This is a genomic window from Bifidobacterium choladohabitans (assembly GCF_016102005.1).
Lineage (GTDB): Bacteria > Actinomycetota > Actinomycetes > Actinomycetales > Bifidobacteriaceae > Bombiscardovia > Bombiscardovia choladohabitans.
The window spans coordinates 424,560-440,516 of sequence record NZ_JACFPL010000001.1; the positions used below are offsets into that span (position 1 = coordinate 424,560).

13 protein-coding genes and 3 tRNA genes are annotated in these 15,957 nt (G+C 60.2%); 5 read left to right on the forward strand and 11 right to left on the reverse strand.

Annotated features, from left to right (window positions below; all coding sequences use genetic code 11):
- Positions 1-152: 152 nt before the first annotated feature.
- The gene (gene dinB / locus H3S97_RS01875; protein ID WP_198219450.1) at positions 153-1,424 is read left to right on the forward strand and encodes a DNA polymerase IV; all 1,272 of its coding nucleotides are present in this window, start codon (positions 153-155) and stop codon (positions 1,422-1,424) included.
- Here dinB and dapC read toward each other — a convergent pair.
- From dapC to H3S97_RS01900, 5 genes are all read right to left on the reverse strand, one after another.
- The gene (dapC, locus tag H3S97_RS01880; protein WP_198219451.1) at positions 1,408-2,574 is read right to left on the reverse strand and encodes a succinyldiaminopimelate transaminase; all 1,167 of its coding nucleotides are present in this window, start codon (positions 2,572-2,574) and stop codon (positions 1,408-1,410) included. The genes dinB and dapC overlap by 17 nt on opposite strands.
- 70 nt (positions 2,575-2,644) lie before the next feature.
- Complete coding sequence (gene fdxA, locus H3S97_RS01885) at positions 2,645-2,962, reverse strand: ferredoxin (RefSeq protein WP_015022367.1); 318 nt, start codon at positions 2,960-2,962, stop codon at positions 2,645-2,647.
- 57 nt (positions 2,963-3,019) lie between these two features.
- A complete protein-coding gene (locus tag H3S97_RS01890; protein WP_198182946.1) occupies positions 3,020-4,543 on the reverse strand; it encodes an amino acid permease in 1,524 nt (507 codons plus the stop codon).
- A 163-nt stretch (positions 4,544-4,706) separates the two neighbouring features.
- Positions 4,707-6,149, reverse strand: a complete 1,443-nt coding sequence (uxaC, locus tag H3S97_RS01895) for a glucuronate isomerase (protein ID WP_232356206.1) — start codon at positions 6,147-6,149, stop codon at positions 4,707-4,709.
- Between the two features lie 154 nt (positions 6,150-6,303).
- Positions 6,304-7,335, reverse strand: a complete 1,032-nt coding sequence (locus H3S97_RS01900) for a LacI family DNA-binding transcriptional regulator (RefSeq protein ID WP_198219453.1) — start codon at positions 7,333-7,335, stop codon at positions 6,304-6,306.
- A gap of 199 nt (positions 7,336-7,534) precedes the next feature.
- Between H3S97_RS01900 and H3S97_RS01905 the strand changes: the two genes are divergently transcribed.
- Entirely contained in the window at positions 7,535-9,178 is a 1,644-nt protein-coding gene (locus H3S97_RS01905) for a mannitol dehydrogenase family protein (protein ID WP_198219454.1), read from the forward strand.
- Positions 9,179-9,251: 73 nt separating this feature from the next.
- Entirely contained in the window at positions 9,252-10,379 is a 1,128-nt protein-coding gene (locus H3S97_RS01910) for a mannonate dehydratase (RefSeq protein WP_198182953.1), read from the forward strand.
- Positions 10,380-10,722: 343 nt separating this feature from the next.
- Here the strand turns inward: H3S97_RS01910 and H3S97_RS01915 are convergent, their stop codons facing one another.
- Positions 10,723-12,168: a tagaturonate reductase gene (locus H3S97_RS01915; protein WP_198219455.1), complete on the reverse strand. Its 1,446-nt coding sequence runs from the start codon at positions 12,166-12,168 to the stop codon at positions 10,723-10,725.
- Between the two features lie 75 nt (positions 12,169-12,243).
- On the opposite strand from H3S97_RS01915, the gene H3S97_RS01920 reads away from it, so the two are divergent.
- Entirely contained in the window at positions 12,244-12,438 is a 195-nt protein-coding gene (locus H3S97_RS01920; RefSeq protein ID WP_198182955.1) for a hypothetical protein, read from the forward strand.
- 30 nt (positions 12,439-12,468) lie between these two features.
- Here the strand turns inward: H3S97_RS01920 and H3S97_RS01925 are convergent, their stop codons facing one another.
- Positions 12,469-13,701, reverse strand: a complete 1,233-nt coding sequence (locus tag H3S97_RS01925) for an FAD-binding protein (RefSeq protein ID WP_198219456.1) — start codon at positions 13,699-13,701, stop codon at positions 12,469-12,471.
- Positions 13,702-14,014: 313 nt separating this feature from the next.
- Between H3S97_RS01925 and H3S97_RS01930 the strand changes: the two genes are divergently transcribed.
- Entirely contained in the window at positions 14,015-15,346 is a 1,332-nt protein-coding gene (locus H3S97_RS01930; RefSeq protein ID WP_198219457.1) for an O-acetylhomoserine aminocarboxypropyltransferase/cysteine synthase family protein, read from the forward strand.
- A gap of 58 nt (positions 15,347-15,404) precedes the next feature.
- Here the strand turns inward: H3S97_RS01930 and rpmG are convergent, their stop codons facing one another.
- The 4 genes from rpmG to H3S97_RS01950 form a co-directional block, all read right to left on the reverse strand.
- A complete protein-coding gene (rpmG, locus tag H3S97_RS01935; protein ID WP_015022386.1) occupies positions 15,405-15,572 on the reverse strand; it encodes a 50S ribosomal protein L33 in 168 nt (55 codons plus the stop codon).
- Between the two features lie 46 nt (positions 15,573-15,618).
- A tRNA-Met gene (locus tag H3S97_RS01940) sits at positions 15,619-15,692 on the reverse strand.
- Between the two features lie 4 nt (positions 15,693-15,696).
- A tRNA-Thr gene (locus H3S97_RS01945) sits at positions 15,697-15,768 on the reverse strand.
- 1 nt (position 15,769) lies between these two features.
- Positions 15,770-15,851 (reverse strand) — tRNA-Tyr (locus H3S97_RS01950).
- Between the last annotated feature and the right edge of the window lie 106 nt (positions 15,852-15,957).

Consider the following 15,957-nt stretch of genomic DNA (forward strand, 5'->3'; position numbering starts at 1 on the left):
TGACTCGCCGGAGCAGGCGGACCCAATGAATCGGAGAACAGACCTGTTTCATTTTCTTGGATAAAAACCAGAAAAATGATTCTTTCCCCAGAATTGAATTTTGAGAATAATGTATTACACATTCCTCCGGGGTCGCCTTATATCATAGAGCTATGAGTACAGCGCCAAGGCTTGCAGCCGCCAAGAAGGACTGGGGGCATGACGAGAGCGGCTGCACAGTGCTGCACATTGACATGGACGCCTTCTACGCCTCCTGCGAAGTAGCCCGGCACCCGCAACTGCAGGGCCGACCGGTCATCATCGGCACTGGACGTCGTGCAGTGGTCTCCGCGGCCAGCTATGAGGCCAGGGCTTTCGGCATCAATTCGGCCATGCCCTTGGCACGCGCCAGGCGACTGTGCCCTCAAGGGATCTTCCTCCCGGTTGACATGACCTATTACCGGAACATCTCACGACGGATATTTGATACGGTTTTCTCACAAATCACCGATCAGATCGAGCAAGTCTCGGTGGATGAATGCTACATGGATGTGTCAGGAGCGCTCATACGCTGGGGCAAGCCCACAGCCATAGCCCGGTGGATCCGAGCCAGCGTGGCCCGTCAGTTCCACGTCACCTGCTCAGTAGGCATCGCTACCAACAAGTTGGTGGCCAAAATGGCCTCGACCAACGCCAAGCCCGACGGAATGCTGTTGATTCCCAAGGCCAGGCAGGCCGAGTTCGTCCAGCTGATGCCTCTGCGCGGCATTCCCGGCATCGGCCCCGCCCTGGAGAAGCGGCTCAACGACTGGGCCGTCAAGGATGTGGCTGATCTGGCTAGCATGAGCGAGCGCGACCTGACTCGGGCCACAGGCTCGAGCCTTACAGCCAGGAAGCTGGCACAGGCCTCCCACGGGCTGGACGACGATCCGGTCCAGCCACGAGCACCTGAGAAATCCCTGGGCGCAGAACGTACCTTCCTGCACGACACCACCAGCATGAAGCAGGTCTGCGACCTCCTGCGCGTCTGCAGCAACGAGGTGGCCACCGGACTGCGAGCGCATGACCTGGTCGCCCGGACCATCACCGTCAAACTGCGCTTTGATGATCTGCGCTATATGACCAAGGCCCATACCTTGGAAACACCGGTCAACTCAGCCAATCGGATCTATCCGCAGGCGGTCGGACTGCTCAAGGCCATGTTGGAGCTGCCCGAGGGCGCGCCCATGGACACCCCTCTGCCCCGGCTGATCCGCTTAGCCGGTGTCAGCGCATCCGGTCTGAGCCGGGTGGAGGATACCCCAATCCAGCCATCCTTGGATGACATCATGCGCGAGAGCAAAGGTCACACCGGCAGCGAGGCCCAGCGTCTGGATCAGGCAGAGGCCACCATGGACTCCATCAGGAGCCGCTACGGCAAGGGTTCAGTCAGCATGGGTCTTTAGGGCCGGTACGCAAACGCTCCAGGGCCAGCTCCAGCTGCTCGTCAGATATGGTGGACGAGAATCGCAAACGGCGACCATCCCCGTAGAACTCCCCAGGACTGGCCAGGATCCCCATACGGGACAGGTCAGCCATATCCGCCCAGCAATCACCCGAACGGGCTTGCGTCCAGATATAAAGGCCGCCTTGGGGCATGACGGCCTCATACCCGTAAGCCCTCAGAGCTTGAGCCAAGGCTCGCAGGCGACGGGCGTAGACCTCTCGCTGGGCCAGCACGGCCTCTCCATCGTCCAGAGCGGCCCGCATGGCCCGCTGCACCGGACCTGGCACAATCAGTCCCACCTGCTTGCGGTAGGCGGTCATGGCCTCCACCAGATGAGCGTCTCCGGCCACGAGGGCTGCCCTATAGCCGGCCATGTTGGACTGCTTGCTCAGCGAGTACAGGCAAAGTATCCCGCTGGCATCGCCACCACAGACTTGTGGCTCCAGGATGCAGGGCGAGGCCGGGATCGGCGCATTCTGCCTGGCTTGGGCGGGTCTTGACCAATCCAGCAGGGCATAGCACTCGTCACTCAGGACCATAGCCTTTATCGAACGGGCCGCCCGCACGATCTTGGCCAACCCAGCTCGGTCTATGACCTGCCCACCGGGGTTGCCTGGCGAATTGATCCATATTGCTCGCACACCGGGCAGATCCACCCATGAGTCCGTATCAGTCGGATCGTCCACGGTCGTCACCTGGGCCCCGGCCAGCTGGGTTCCGATGGCATAGGTGGGATAGGATACCGTCGGCTGCACCACCCGGTCCCCTGGTCCCAGATGCAGGAGGGAGGCCATGAGCGCCACCGCCTCCTTGGACCCTACTGTGGGCACCAGGTCCGCACCCAGAGCATCAAGATCGACCCCACGGCAACGACGGAACCAATCGGCGGCAGCCTGCCGAAGGAGACCATCGCCGGCGGTTTTCGGATAACCCCGTGCCTGGCCATCATCCGAAGCCGCAGTCAAGGCATCCCTGACGGACCTGGGTACAGGATCCACCGGCGAACCCACCGACAGGTCGACCATACCGCCGGGGCACTGCTCAGCACGCCGCCGGAAAGAGTCAATCCTTGACCAGTCGTAGGGGGATTCGAAAGAGTGGAAACCCATGGCCCGCCTTTCTCCTATGAATAAGCCGCGGAGGGATGGCTCCCATCCGCGGCTCGTCAGCCTTTATCGACTACTTGTTGGGTGGCAGGGCTGCCACACCCTCCGGATCGTGATCGTAGGGCCCGACCGCAGCAGCGCCGCCGGCATCCCCCACCTGGGCGAAGAAATCAGTCGCCGCGTCCTTGTACCAGGTCCACTCCTCGGGCAGGTCGTCCTCGTAGAAGATGGCCTCCACCGGGCAGACCGGCTCGCAGGCTCCGCAGTCCACGCACTCGTTGGGGTTGATGTAGAGCGAACGGACGCCCTCGTAGATGCAGTCCACCGGGCATTCGTCCACGCAGGCCTTGTCCTTGACGTCCACGCAGGGCTGAGCGATGACGTAGGTCATGGGTTACCTCCTGAGTATGCGAGTATTCACTCTACACTGCAGCGCAGACGCCCCAGGTCAGTCCAGACCGGCCTGGGTGGCCTGGGATATCTTCCCGCTGAGCTGATGACGGCCGAGCAGGGAGTGCCGGTAGGAATAGCCGAAGTAGATGGCCAGGCCTGCAGCCAGCCAGACCACGAATCGAATCCAGGTCAGCACGGTCAGGTTGAGCATCAGCCAGAGGCAGGCCAGGGCGATCAGAATGGGCACCCAGGGGTTGCCGGGCATCTTGAAGGACCGAGGCAGGTCAGGCCGGCGCTTGCGCATGATGGGCAGGGAGATGGCCACCAGCAGGAAGGCCGAGAGCGTGCCGATGTTGACCATGTCGGACAGGACGTCTATGGGGAAGCAGGAGGCCACCACGGCTACCACGATGCCGCCCAGGATCTGAATGCGGGCCGGCGTGCCATGACGGCCGGTGCGGGACAGGGCACGTGGAAGGAGCCCGTCGCGGCTCATGGCGAAGACTATGCGGGTCAGCCCCAGCAGGAGGACCATGACCACGGTGGTCAGCCCCACCACGATGCCGAAGGAGATGATCTTGGCAGCCCAGGGAGCGCCGACCATCTCGAATCCAGTGGCCAGGGAGGGGCTCTTGGCCTTGGCCAGGTCCTTGTAGGAGACCATGCCGGTGGTGACGATGGCGACCAGGATGTACAGGGTGATGACGATCAGCATGCCCAGGCCGATTCCACGGGGGATGGTCTTATGGGGCTCCTTGGCCTCCTCGGAGGTGGTGGCGACGATATCGAAACCCACGAAGGCGAAGAAGACCAGAGCAGCACCTGAGAGGATGCCAGGGACACCGTAGATGGTGGGCTGCATGCCCGAAACCCACTGCCAGAGCGGCTGGCCCATGATTCCCGGCACGCTGGCACCCGGAACAGCCGAGGCCGGCTCGGAAGGCGGGATGAAGGGCCGGTAGTTGTCCAACTTGACGTAGAAGAAGCCCACCACGATGACGAAGACCACGATGCCGATCTTGAGGACGGTCAAGGCGCCGTCGAACCGGGCGGAAAGCTTGGTGCCCAGGACCAGCAGGACGGTGAAGAGCGTGACGACCGCCAGCGGGGCCAGATCCACGTCCACGCCGCCCAGATGGAAGCTGGAGCTGAACGAGGTGCCGCCCATCAGATGGATGAAGTCATTCAGGTAGACGCCCCAGTACTTGGAGATGACCGAGGCTGCCATGAGCATCTCCAGAATCAGGTCCCAGCCGATGATCCAGGCCACCAGTTCGCCCATGGTGTTGTAGGTGAAGGTGTAGGCCGAGCCTGAAACAGGGATCATGGAGGCAAACTCCGCGTAGCACATGACGGCTGCCGCGCAGACGATGCCTGCAATGACGAAGGAGATGATGACGGCCGGGCCCGCATGGAAGGCCGCCGCCTGGGCACCCACCGAGAAAATACCGGCGCCCACGGCCACTGCGACGGCCATGATGGCCAGGTCCCAGGTGGTCAGCGTCCGCTTGAGCGACCTGCCTTCCTCCCCGGTCTCTGCCAGGGTCTGTTCAACCGATTTCTTCCTGAATAATTCCATTCTGCTCCCAATCGTGACTTATTGTGCCGTAAGCTCCTCCGGCCCATCACTATAGGAGATGGGAATACACAAGTCCGGACTTTGCCCATTTCGGGATACTACCCGTTGGGGAGCACGACCGGAACCACCTGGGGCAAGCCGTAGGCTTCCGCTGACCTGCGCGTCAGCTCTCAAAAAGGGCCAGGGCGTTCTCATAGGAGACCGCGCGGACCAGAGGGGCAAGATACTCCTCGTCATCAGGAATGACGCCTTGGGCTGCCCAGTCGCCCAGAATCCCGCAGAGCACCCTGCGGAAGAGCTCGTGCCTGGGGAAGGAAAGGAAGCTGCGGGAGTCCGTAGTCATTCCTACCGCATTGCCCAGGAGCGAGGTTTCCGCCAGAACCTCAAGCTGGCGGCGCATCCCGGTGACGGTGTCGTTGAACCACCAGGCGTTGCCCAACTGAAGCTGGCCCCGATCATCGCCGCCGAAGCAGCCCAGGTCAGTGGCTATGGCCATGTAATCGTTGGGATTGAGGGAATAGACGATAGTCCGAGGCAGGGTGTTCGAGCTCTGCGCCTGGTCAAGAAGGGCCGCGAGGGGGGCGGCCACCGAACCGTCCGCCATGGCATCGTAGCCCGTGTCGGCTCCCAGCCGCTGGAAGGCTGTCGAATTCTTGTTGCGGCTGGCATGAAGATGGAGCTGCATGGTCCAGCCCTTATCCTTGTAGATCCACATGAGCTCAAGGAGGAGGGCTGCACGGTATTGGGCCTGTTCCAGCCTGTCCAGCGCTGATCCGGCCCTGGCCTTGGCGAAGATGACATCCAACTGCTCGGCAGTCGCCGGAGCGAACTCCACCGCATCGACCGCATGGTCGGAAAGTCTGGAACCATGCTGATGGAAGTAGTCCACCCGATCACGCAGAGCGTCGACCAGATCGCTGAAGTCATTGATTGGCTTGCCGCAGACTGACTCCATTGTGCCGATCCACTCGCCATACCCCTTGGCCGTCGCTTTGAGGGCCGCATCCGGGCGGAAGGCGGGAACCATCCTGAAGGACTCCCCCTCCTTGGCGAATCGATCGTGGTACTCCAGACTGTCCTCAGGGGAATCCGTGGTGCAGACCACCTTGACGTTCATGCGACGCAGAAGCGCTCTTCGTGAGAAGTCCGGAGTGGCCAGTTGTTCGTTGGTCTGGTCAAAGATGGACTTGGCGGTCTTGGTGGTCAGGGGTTCGCGGATACCGAAGTACCTCCGCAGCTCCATGTGCGTCCACAGATAGACAGGACTGCCCACAGCCTGTTCCATGGTCCGGGCATAAGCCATGAATTTGTCCCAAGGGTCGCCATCCCCGGTGATCAGCCGTTCCGGAACGCCATTAGCCCTCTCCAGCCGCCACTTATAGTGGTCTCCATAATTGTGGCCATCAGTCAGCCAGGCATCGACGATATTATCGAAATTGGGGTCCTCATAGATCTCCCTGGCGTGCAGATGACAGTGATAGTCCACCAGCGGTAGTTTCTCAGCTACGTCATGGAACAATTCCCGAGACAGTTGCGTCCCGAGAAGAAAATCGTCATCCAGGAAAGCCACTACAAACTCCTTAGTCGAAAGCAGCAAGTCCGGCATCCGAATTTCCACGATGCCCAGAATCCTCCTGTGCAGACCAGGAGACCGGCGAAGGCATCCACACAATCGGAACTCGCATATGCTCTTGTTCAGCCTATGCGCGCCCGAAAAGGCTCAGCATGATGTTGCCATGACTTGTCGGGACCTTCCCCGATCAGAAAGCTGACGCAGCCTTGCCCGTGCTCTGTCTGATAATCAGACGGGCCGGAACCGTCGGAGCTGCAGACAGGACGGCTCCGGAAAGGCGCTGTATAAGGAGATCGGCGGCCCCCCGCCCAAGGACCGAAAGGGACATATGAATGGTGGTCAGAGGCGGACTGCTCACCATGGACATGATGTCGTTGTCGAACCCGATGACCGAGACATCGCGAGGGCACTCGCAACCAAGCCTTCTTAAGGCCACGATCAGGCCTATCGCCATCAAGTCGTTGTGGGCAATGACCGCTCCCGTAGGATTCGCCAGATACTTCTCGGCAAAGGAATAGCCTCCGTAAAAGGTGGGGGCGCAAGGCAGCGAGCGCTTGACGTTCATCCCCTTGGCCTCACCCTCATTGAAGATGTGCCGCCACCGTATGCCACCTGACCAGGAGGCCGCCGGTCCGTCCAGATAGGTAAGACTCCGGTAACCCAACGAGTGTAGGTAATCGACCGCCTGGCATGCCCCCTTGGACGAGTCGATGCTGATGCTGGAGACGCCCCGAACATTACGGTTGACGCTGACCAGAGGACGCAGCTGGGCGCACTTGCGGATCATGGCATCGGGCATCCTAGGGGAGACCAGGATGATTCCCGAGACCACGGGGGCGACCGCATCGATGATCCTGCGCTCCCTGGTGATGGACTCCCGCGTATCAAGAATCAGGGTTTCGAAGTGGAAACGTTCGCACTCGTCCTGGATATTGCGGATGGCGCCTGTGAAAAACTGATTGCCCAGGTCGGGCACAATGACCGCCACCAGCCCCCTGCCCTGGGAGTCTGACCTGCTGTCGACCATGTCGCTGTGATAACCCAGCGAATCAGCGACCCGCTGAACCATCCGAGCGGTCGAAATGCTGACCCGATCCGGACGCGAAAAGGTGCGCGAGACCGTTGAAGGAGACACACCGGCCTGGCGGGCCACATCATATATGGTGATGCGGCGGCTGCCCTTGGAGGAGTCGTCATCCGAATCTGCCTCGGTCTTCATCTATCCGTATCAGCCTTCCCTTCTTAGCTCCCAAGTATAAGAAATTCCCCAGTGCCCATAACAGCCGACAGCAGTCTGGTGAGAAACAAACGGCAACTCCGGAGTCACACAAGCTCTGACTTGGGTAGGTTCGCAGCAGGGGGTCAAGCGGGTACGCCTGGTCTCCGCGGAATGGTTCTTTTCATAAAGGAAAACACCGATGCTTCACCTGAACGACGATATACATAATCAGACCGCAGCCTGGCAGAAGGCGGGCGTGACCCTACCAACCTACGACATCGAGGCCATGCGCCAGGCAACCAGGCGCTCGCCCACCTGGGTCCACTTCGGAGCAGGGAACCTCTTCAGGGCGGTTCACGCCCCTATTGCCCAACGACTTCTGGATTCAGGCGCCACCGACCGGGGCATATTGGCGGCCGAATCCTTCGATTCTGCCATCATCGACCAGGCCTACACCCCCTTTGACGACCGCTATCTTCAGGTTATCCTGAAAGCGGATGGGTCCATGAAAACCTCGTTGATCGCATCTGTTGCTGGCGCCTACCCGCTGGGCGAGGATCCGGAGCCGATGCATGATCTGAAGCAGGTCTTCCGCAATCCCAGTCTTCAGATGGTCACCGCGACCATCACCGAGAAGGGCTATGCCTTGGCCGACTCCCTGGGCCAGCCGCTGCCGTGGATCGCTCCGGAGTTCGAAAGAGGGCCCGCAAAGGCCAAAAGCGCCATAGCAGTCATCACAACACTCCTGCTGGAACGTTACCGGGCAGGCGCCCTCCCCCTGGCCTTGGTCAGCACCGACAACTTCTCACAAAACGGAGAGCGGTTCGGCCAAGCCGTCAGGCAGATGGCCGACGAGTGGATAGAGAGGGGCCTTGCCGAAAAAGGTTTCGGAGACTACCTCAGGGACGAGGGCAAGATCACCTTCCCGCTGACCATGATCGACAGAATCACTCCCAACCCAGACGCGGAAGTGGGTCGCCGACTCAAGGCTCTGGGCATCGCCGATGCGGAACCCTTCCGGACCAGGGGCGGAACCGCTATGGCCCCCTATGCCAACACCGAGGAGACCTGGTATTGGGTGGTTGAGGACGACTTCCCTGCAGGCCGCCCGCCTCTGGAGAAAGCAGGGGTCTACATGGCCGACAAGGATACGGTCAACGCCGCCGACCAGATGAAGGTCACCACCTGCCTGAATCCCCTGCATACAGCCTTGGCCGTCTTCGGTATGCTCCTGGGGTATCCGACCATGTCGAAGACCGTCGCCGACCCGGACCTCAAAGCCTTGGTCACCCGGCTGGGCTATGTGGAAGGGTTGCCTGTGGTCGAGGATCCGGGCATCTTCTCCCCCAGGGAATTCCTCCGCCAAGTCATCGAAATCAGGGTTCCCAATCCTGGCCTGCCCGATACACCGGCACGCATCTGCGCCGACACCTCGCAGAAGATTCCGGTCAGGTACGGAATCACCATCAGCAAGTACATCCGATCCCGGGATCTTGACACGGCCGATCTGGAAGCCATCCCGCTGATCATCGCAGCCTGGCTGCGGCTGCTGATCGGCTCGGATGGCCATGGAACCGACGATGCCGGACGGCTGGTCAAGCTGAGCCCAGACCCACGTCTTGAAGAGCTTCAAAGGATTCTGGTCGACATCCCGCTCGATGGGTCAGCCAGGAAGGAGACTCTGACGACGACCATCAAGTCCATCCTGGCCGATACCTCCATCTTCGGAACCAATCTGAACGCCACCCCGCTGGCCGACAAAATCGAGACCCTCCTGGCCGCCATGTGCCAGGGCACCGGCGCCGTCGCCAACACCCTTCACAAAGCTGCAAGCGCCTGGTGACCTCGGTATCTACTGACTGGTTAAGGCAGACAATGACGGGGTTCCCCCGATTCGAATGTAAGGAGAGAGCATCATGCACATGGGATTCCGCTGGTATGGAGAGGGCAACGATACCATCAGCCTCGATGATATTCGTCAGATTCCGGGGGTGGAGACCATTGTCTGGTCCCTCCACCATAAACAGGCCGGCGAGGTTTGGCAGCCGGACGAAATCGAAGAGGCCATGGCGACAATCACCGGGTTGTCTGCCAGGGATCAGGCGGCAGGCATAACCAAGACCTTCAACGCCGACGTGGTTGAGTCGGTCAACGTTCACGAATCCATCAAGACCGGTTCGACGGTCCTCGGGATGAGCCGTGACCAGGCCATTGACGCCTATATCGAGACCGTGGCCAACCTGGGCAAGGCCGGGGTCAAAGTCGTCACATACAACTTCATGCCGGTTTTCGACTGGCTGCGCACGGAGATGTTCCACCCCTGTCCAGACGGGTCCACAGCCCTCTACTACAACCAACACCAGGTGGACAAGCTCAGCCCGCAGGGCATCATCGACGAAACCCTGAAGGGGGCCGGATCCCTGACTGTGCCTGGCTGGGAACCTGAGCGGCTTGCCCATCTGCCTGAACTGATGGAGGCCTATCAGGGAATGGGCCACGAACAGATGTACGCCAACTACAAGTACTTCCTGGATGCCGTGATCCCCACCTGCGAGCGCTACGGGGTCAAGCTGGCCGTCCACCCCGACGACCCTGCCTTCGACCTGTTCGGCTGGCCACGCGTGGTCTCCAGCAAGAAGGGAATCCAACGAGTGCTCGACCTGAACCCCAGCCCCTGCAACGGACTGTGCCTGTGCCTGGGATCCTTCTCATCCAGAAGAGGCAACGACGCCGTGGATGCAGTCAAGACCTTCATGGACAGGATCTACTTCAGCCATGTGCGCAATATCCGGTTCACCGACGAGCAGGGCTCATTCTACGAGGTGGGCCACCGCGCCTGCGAGGGGAACGTGGACACCGTCGGCATCATGAACGCTTACGCCGAGGCTGATTACCAAGGTTACATCCGCCCCGACCACGGACGGCATCTATGGAATGAGAACACGGAAGCCGGCAGACCGCGGCCAGGCTACGGCCTTTACGACCGCGCCATGGGCATCCAGTATCTGCTCGGAGTCTGGGACGCTTTCCGATACAACCGTTGATGAAACACAATCAGGCAAGGCCCCCTTGCCATGCTGTTCGGGCAAGGGGGCCTTTGTATTCCTCGTTTGCGGCCGCTTTAGCAGCTTATTGCCTGGTCTCATTCGTCAAGACAAGCCTCGTCCGGCGACCAAGCAGACCTGAAAGCGAAGCTGGCCCGAAGGTGAAGCAGAAGAAATCCTGAACAATAAGAAGGTGTCTGAGCCAGTCTGGGTCAATCGCAAACCCAACCTGGCATCAGACACTTTTTCGATATTCCCGTCAGGGCTATGCCTTGAGGGAAGCTTCTCCCAACCTTGGAAAGCCGACATACCTGCAATGCGAGAATCAAATTGCCTTGAAGGCTCATGCCAATCGGTCAATCAAGGGCTGGACGCCCCGGTCGGCCAAATCGTCCAGGTTCTGCCGGACGGCCTCCCCCAGCCCTGCGATCCTGGTCAGGTCATGGCCCCAAATGGAGGAATCAGCAAGAATCCGGTTGACAAAGTCAGCCTGACCAGCAGCCTCGCGGAAGGCATCAATGACTTTTTGATCATCCTGGATATTCACAGCATCACCGGCCTTGCCGCCATAGGTCCACAACAGGCAGGACAGCGCCAGGACGATCCGTTCCGGAAGCCCACTCCCCCGATTTACGTTGGCCGTAACCAGCGGGAGAAGACGGGAGACGAATTTGGAGACCGAGTTCAACCCTATGGAATCCAGAGAATGCTGGACAAAGGGGTTGTCGAACCTCTCACGAACCGCAGCAGCGAAGCTCTCCAGCCCTTCCCTGGGCAGGGTCTGAACGGGGATGATCTCCTCCTCCATCTCGCGGGTGATGAAGGAACGCATGGTCTTATCGCCCATGACCTGTCCTACGGTCTTGAATCCGGCCAGACGGGCCACCTGGGCCATGGTGGTATGAGGGCCGTTGAGCAGATAAACCTTGCGCTCACGGTAGGGCTGGACGGCATCACAGGTCACCAGGTCGATTCCGACCTTCCGCGCGGGAAGCAGTTCATCGACCTTGCACTGGGCGGTCTGGTCGCCGGCCACGACCCAGAGCAGGAAGGGCTCGGCCTCGACCATGTTCTGGTCCTCGTAGCCCAGCATCTCCCAAAGCTCCTGGGCATCTTCGCGCGGATAGCCGGGGACTATCCGATCCACAAGTGTTGATACGAAAGTGTTCTCCCGATCGAGCCAGTCAATGAAGTCCCTGCCCCATCCGAACCGTTCGGCGACATTTATCAGAGCCCGATGCAGGGCCGGACCGTTGTCGGCGATAAGCTCGCAGGGCATAATCAGGAAGCCTGGCATGGACCTGTCGAACCTACGCTTGAGCAGATGGGCCAACTTCGCCGGATACCCGGCTGGCGGCTGGTCCGTGACCTTATCCCCATCGTTGACGGCAATGCCTGCCTCGGTCGTGTTGGAGACGATGATCTGCGTATCAGGATCATCGGCCAGAGCCAGAAACCCATCCCAGTCCTGGTAAGGGTTGACTGTCTTGCCGATGGAGTCGATCAGCTCATGACTGCGGACCGGCTGTCCATCCTTGAGACCTTCCAGAATGACTGTATAGAGCCCTTCCTGGTCCTCCAAGGCTTGGACTCTGCCGTTTTCACGGGGCTGGACCACTGCTACGTTTCCCCCAAACACGCCCTTGTCGTTGAGCTGCTGCACTATCCACTCAACAAATCCTCTGAGGAAATTGCCCTCACCGAACTGGATGATCCTGATGGGTCGTCGAGCTGCCTCTGGACTGGTCAATCCCAGATGTATGGCCACTGCTTCCTGTAGTCTTTCCACATTGCTCCCTTTCCGTCCTTTTGCCTCGCGCCCGCCGACCGCTATGTCATGGGAAACCGCCATACCATTCCTTCCATGACCAGGACCGATGGATCCGACAGGTCTGTTTCAACCAGCGACAAGGCGGATGACGGTCCGATTCACCCATTGATGTTTCCAAGCTATGCAATAGAAGGATGGCGGAGGAATATGTTGCCAGCCGTTGCTTGTCTCGGCATTGTTGATGGGCACTTTTCAAAAACAGACCCTCAGATCTTCGAATCGATCTGAGGGTCGGAAGAAAGGAGCTTGGAGCAGGGGCTACCAGGCCAAGTCGATGCCTGGGGTGACGGGCTCGGGAATCAGGTGGATGCCGAAGGTGGAATTCACGCCTTTCTGTATGGCACGGGCCAGGGCCACCATGTCGTCTGAGCCGGCACCTCCCCGGTTGGTCAGCGCCAGCGTGTGCACGTCAGACAGGGCGGCAGCCGACCCCTGCTCCAAAGCGAATCCCTTATGGAAACCCGAATGATCGATCAGCCAGGCAGCTGAGGTCTTGACCAAAGCCGAGTCTCCGACAGGGTAACGAGGGGCATCCGCCGGCAGGGCATCCGCGGCCTCACGAGTGATGACCGGATTGGTGAAGAAACTCCCGCAGCTATGACGGTCAAGCAGCACCCGTTCGCCCCTGGGGCCATGAAGGTCACCCTGGAGTGCCTCCAGAGCCTCTTCCAGGTCGGAGGTCCGACGGCATGATCCCATCCAGTCGGTCAGATATCGGTATGGATCCTCCAGCATCCCCTTGCCTGCTCTGACGGTCAGAACCGCCTGTCGAATCCGCTCCAGGGGAAGTGTTGCTCCTGGCTCCACGCCCAGGGCCTTGGCAAGCTGGGCCGAACCCACCTGAGTGGCGGACCCGTGCCGCAGAACCAGGGTGACAGAAAGCACCACGTAGCGGGGCGTGGGGAAGAACCGTGCATCGGGCACAGCCGGCGCCTGGTACATGGTCTGCTTGAGCAGAGAGGTCCTGTATCCGAAATCCAGATCCGATGCCTGCAGATAGGCGGTGACCTTGTCCTGGCGATCCCATACCTCGACAGAGTCGACAAGACGCCCGACCTCCTGGCCATAGGCGCCGATGTTCTGAACCACCGAGGCCCCGACAGTCCCTGGGATGCCGGATAGGCCCTCCAGCCCGATCAGGTGCATGCGCACGCAGTAGGAGACCAGGTCATCCCAGTTGGTCCCAGCAGTGGCATTGATGTGAACGACGGGAAGGCCACCCTCGGGCGGAGCCACCTCGTCGGGCACGCTGATGTCCTGACGGGTGTCACGCACAACCACGCCGGGAAAGTCCTGGTCAGAGGCAAGCAGGTTGGATCCCCCACCGATCAGGCAGAGGGGCAGCCCCTTGGAATCAGCCCCCTCTACAGCCTCGATCAGCCCGACCCTGTCATGCGGCTGAGCAAAGGTTGCAATACGTCCTCCCACACCCATGGTGGTGATATCAGCAAATGTCGGAGTTGAGATACTGGAGGTGACTGCTTCTGGCATGTCTTTCACTGTATCATCGCAGGTGACAGGGCTGATCTGGGGCCTTTCTTGCCTACCGGCCCTCTGATCTGATGGCTCGATCCGCCTTCTCGACCGACTGGCTCGATTCGGCGAATTACAATACAACCACACACAGGTAGGTTCTCTTGATTTGACTCCAGTCAGCCGATGCATACCGACAAGGACGGCGGAGGATGAATAACCTCTTATAAGGAACGCCTATAGAGGCACCGTTGTCTCGGCATCCGAAAACGGGTTTGATGATTCGTGAAGCACGCGGGCATCCAGGCCACATTCAGAGGAGCGGGCCGTCATGAGCAAAGGATTCGCAACAAGAGCCGTCCATGACGGCTATGACTGTCAAAGCCAGGGCGGGGGCGCAGCCAGCGTCCCCATCTACCAGTCGGCCGCCTTTGACATGGTCACCGCCGACCGTGGAGATGCCCTGGCCGCCGGCGAAATTCCAGGATTCTCATACTCCCGCCTGGCCAACCCCACGGTCAAGGTCCTGGAGGACCGCCTGGCCAGTCTGGAGGGGGGCAAGGGGGCTGTAGCCATGGCCTCGGGGATGGCCGCCGTCTCGTCCGCCCTCATGTGCGCAGCCGAAGGCGGCGGGAGGCTGATCTCCCCTGTCGATCTTTACGGAACCTCTGTGGATGCCATGAAGACCTTCTTCCCCAACTTCGGCATCGAGACGGATTTTGTCGACGACATCAACGATCTTGACGCGGTGGAATCCCTGATCCAGGACAACACCAGGGCCATCTTCGCCGAGTCCGTGGCCAATCCGTCCACAGCCATAGCCGACATCCCTGGCCTGGCCGAACTGGCCCACCGGCATGGACTGGCCCTGATCATCGACAATACGGTGCCCACGCCATACCTGCTTAACCCGATCGACTTCGGTGCCGACATCGTCGTGCATTCGACCACCAAGGGGATCAGCGGCCATGGCAATGCCCTGGGCGGGGTCATCGTGGATGCAGGACGGTTCGACTGGGGCAACGGCCGCTTCCCGCAGATGAGCCAGCCCGAACTGATCATCAGCGACGAGCGGCATGGGTCCATGGTCAGCTTTCTGGATGCCTTCGGCAAGATGGCCTTCCTGCGCAGGGTCCATACCAAGTACCTGCACACCTTCGGGGCGGTCATGAGCCCCTTCACCGCATACCTGCAGCTGACCGGACTTGAGACTCTGGCCCAGCGGGTCGCCACCGAGGTGAAGACGGCAGAAGCCCTGGCCCGCCACCTGCTGACCATTCCCCAGGTGAAACAGGTCAACTATTCGGGCATCCCCGAGGGGCGCCACCAGGGCGATACAGACCAGCAGGACCGCCTGGCATCGACTCTGCTGCCCAAAGGTGTCGGCACGATCCTCTCCTTCAAGGTCCAAGGGGGCTACGAGCAGGTCAGGCGCATCGTGGACTCGGTGCATCTCATGAGCTACATGCCCAACATCGGCGACTGTCGCACTCTGATTGTGGACCCGGCCAGGATCACCCACAGGGAGGTTCCGGGCCCCTACCGCCTGAGCGCAGGCGTGGGCGACGATCTGATTCGAATCTCCGTGGGCCTGGAGAACCCGGGCGACCTGATCGCCGACCTGGATCAGGCCTTTGCAGCCGCCTACCAGAGTAATCTTTGAATAAAAAAGAACCCGACCGAATGGTCGGGTTCCGATGAAGCCAAAAGACGGGAAGAACTCAGCGGGTCTCCCGGTGCAGGGTATGCTTGCCGCAACGGGGGCAGAACTTCTTGAGCTCCAGACGGTCAGGAGTGTTACGACGGTTCTTGGTCGTAATGTAATTACGCTCCTTGCACACGGTGCACGCCAGCGTAATGCCAGGACGGATATCTGCGGCTTTTGCCATGGTTCACCTCTATAGTCGTTGCACGACCGACGTATGTCGGCCACAGTAGCGAGGAAGAGACTCGAACTCTTGACCTTACGATTATGAGTCGTACGCTCTAGCCAGCTGAGCTACCCCGCCAGAGAGCCTCGGGTGAGAATCGGACTCACGACCTCTTCCTTACCAAGGAAGTGCTCTGCCACTGAGCTACCGAGGCGTGGCGGATAGAGGATTCGAACCTCTGAAGCATTACGCGGCTGATTTACAGTCAGCTCCCTTTGACCGCTTGGGAAATCCGCCATGCCGCACTAGAACCGGAGCTCCGTACGGCAACTTGCCTATAATGACATGTTTTTCCATTTTCCGCAAGTCCCGCTCCAACGTCGTGTCTTCCGCGTCAGAGCGG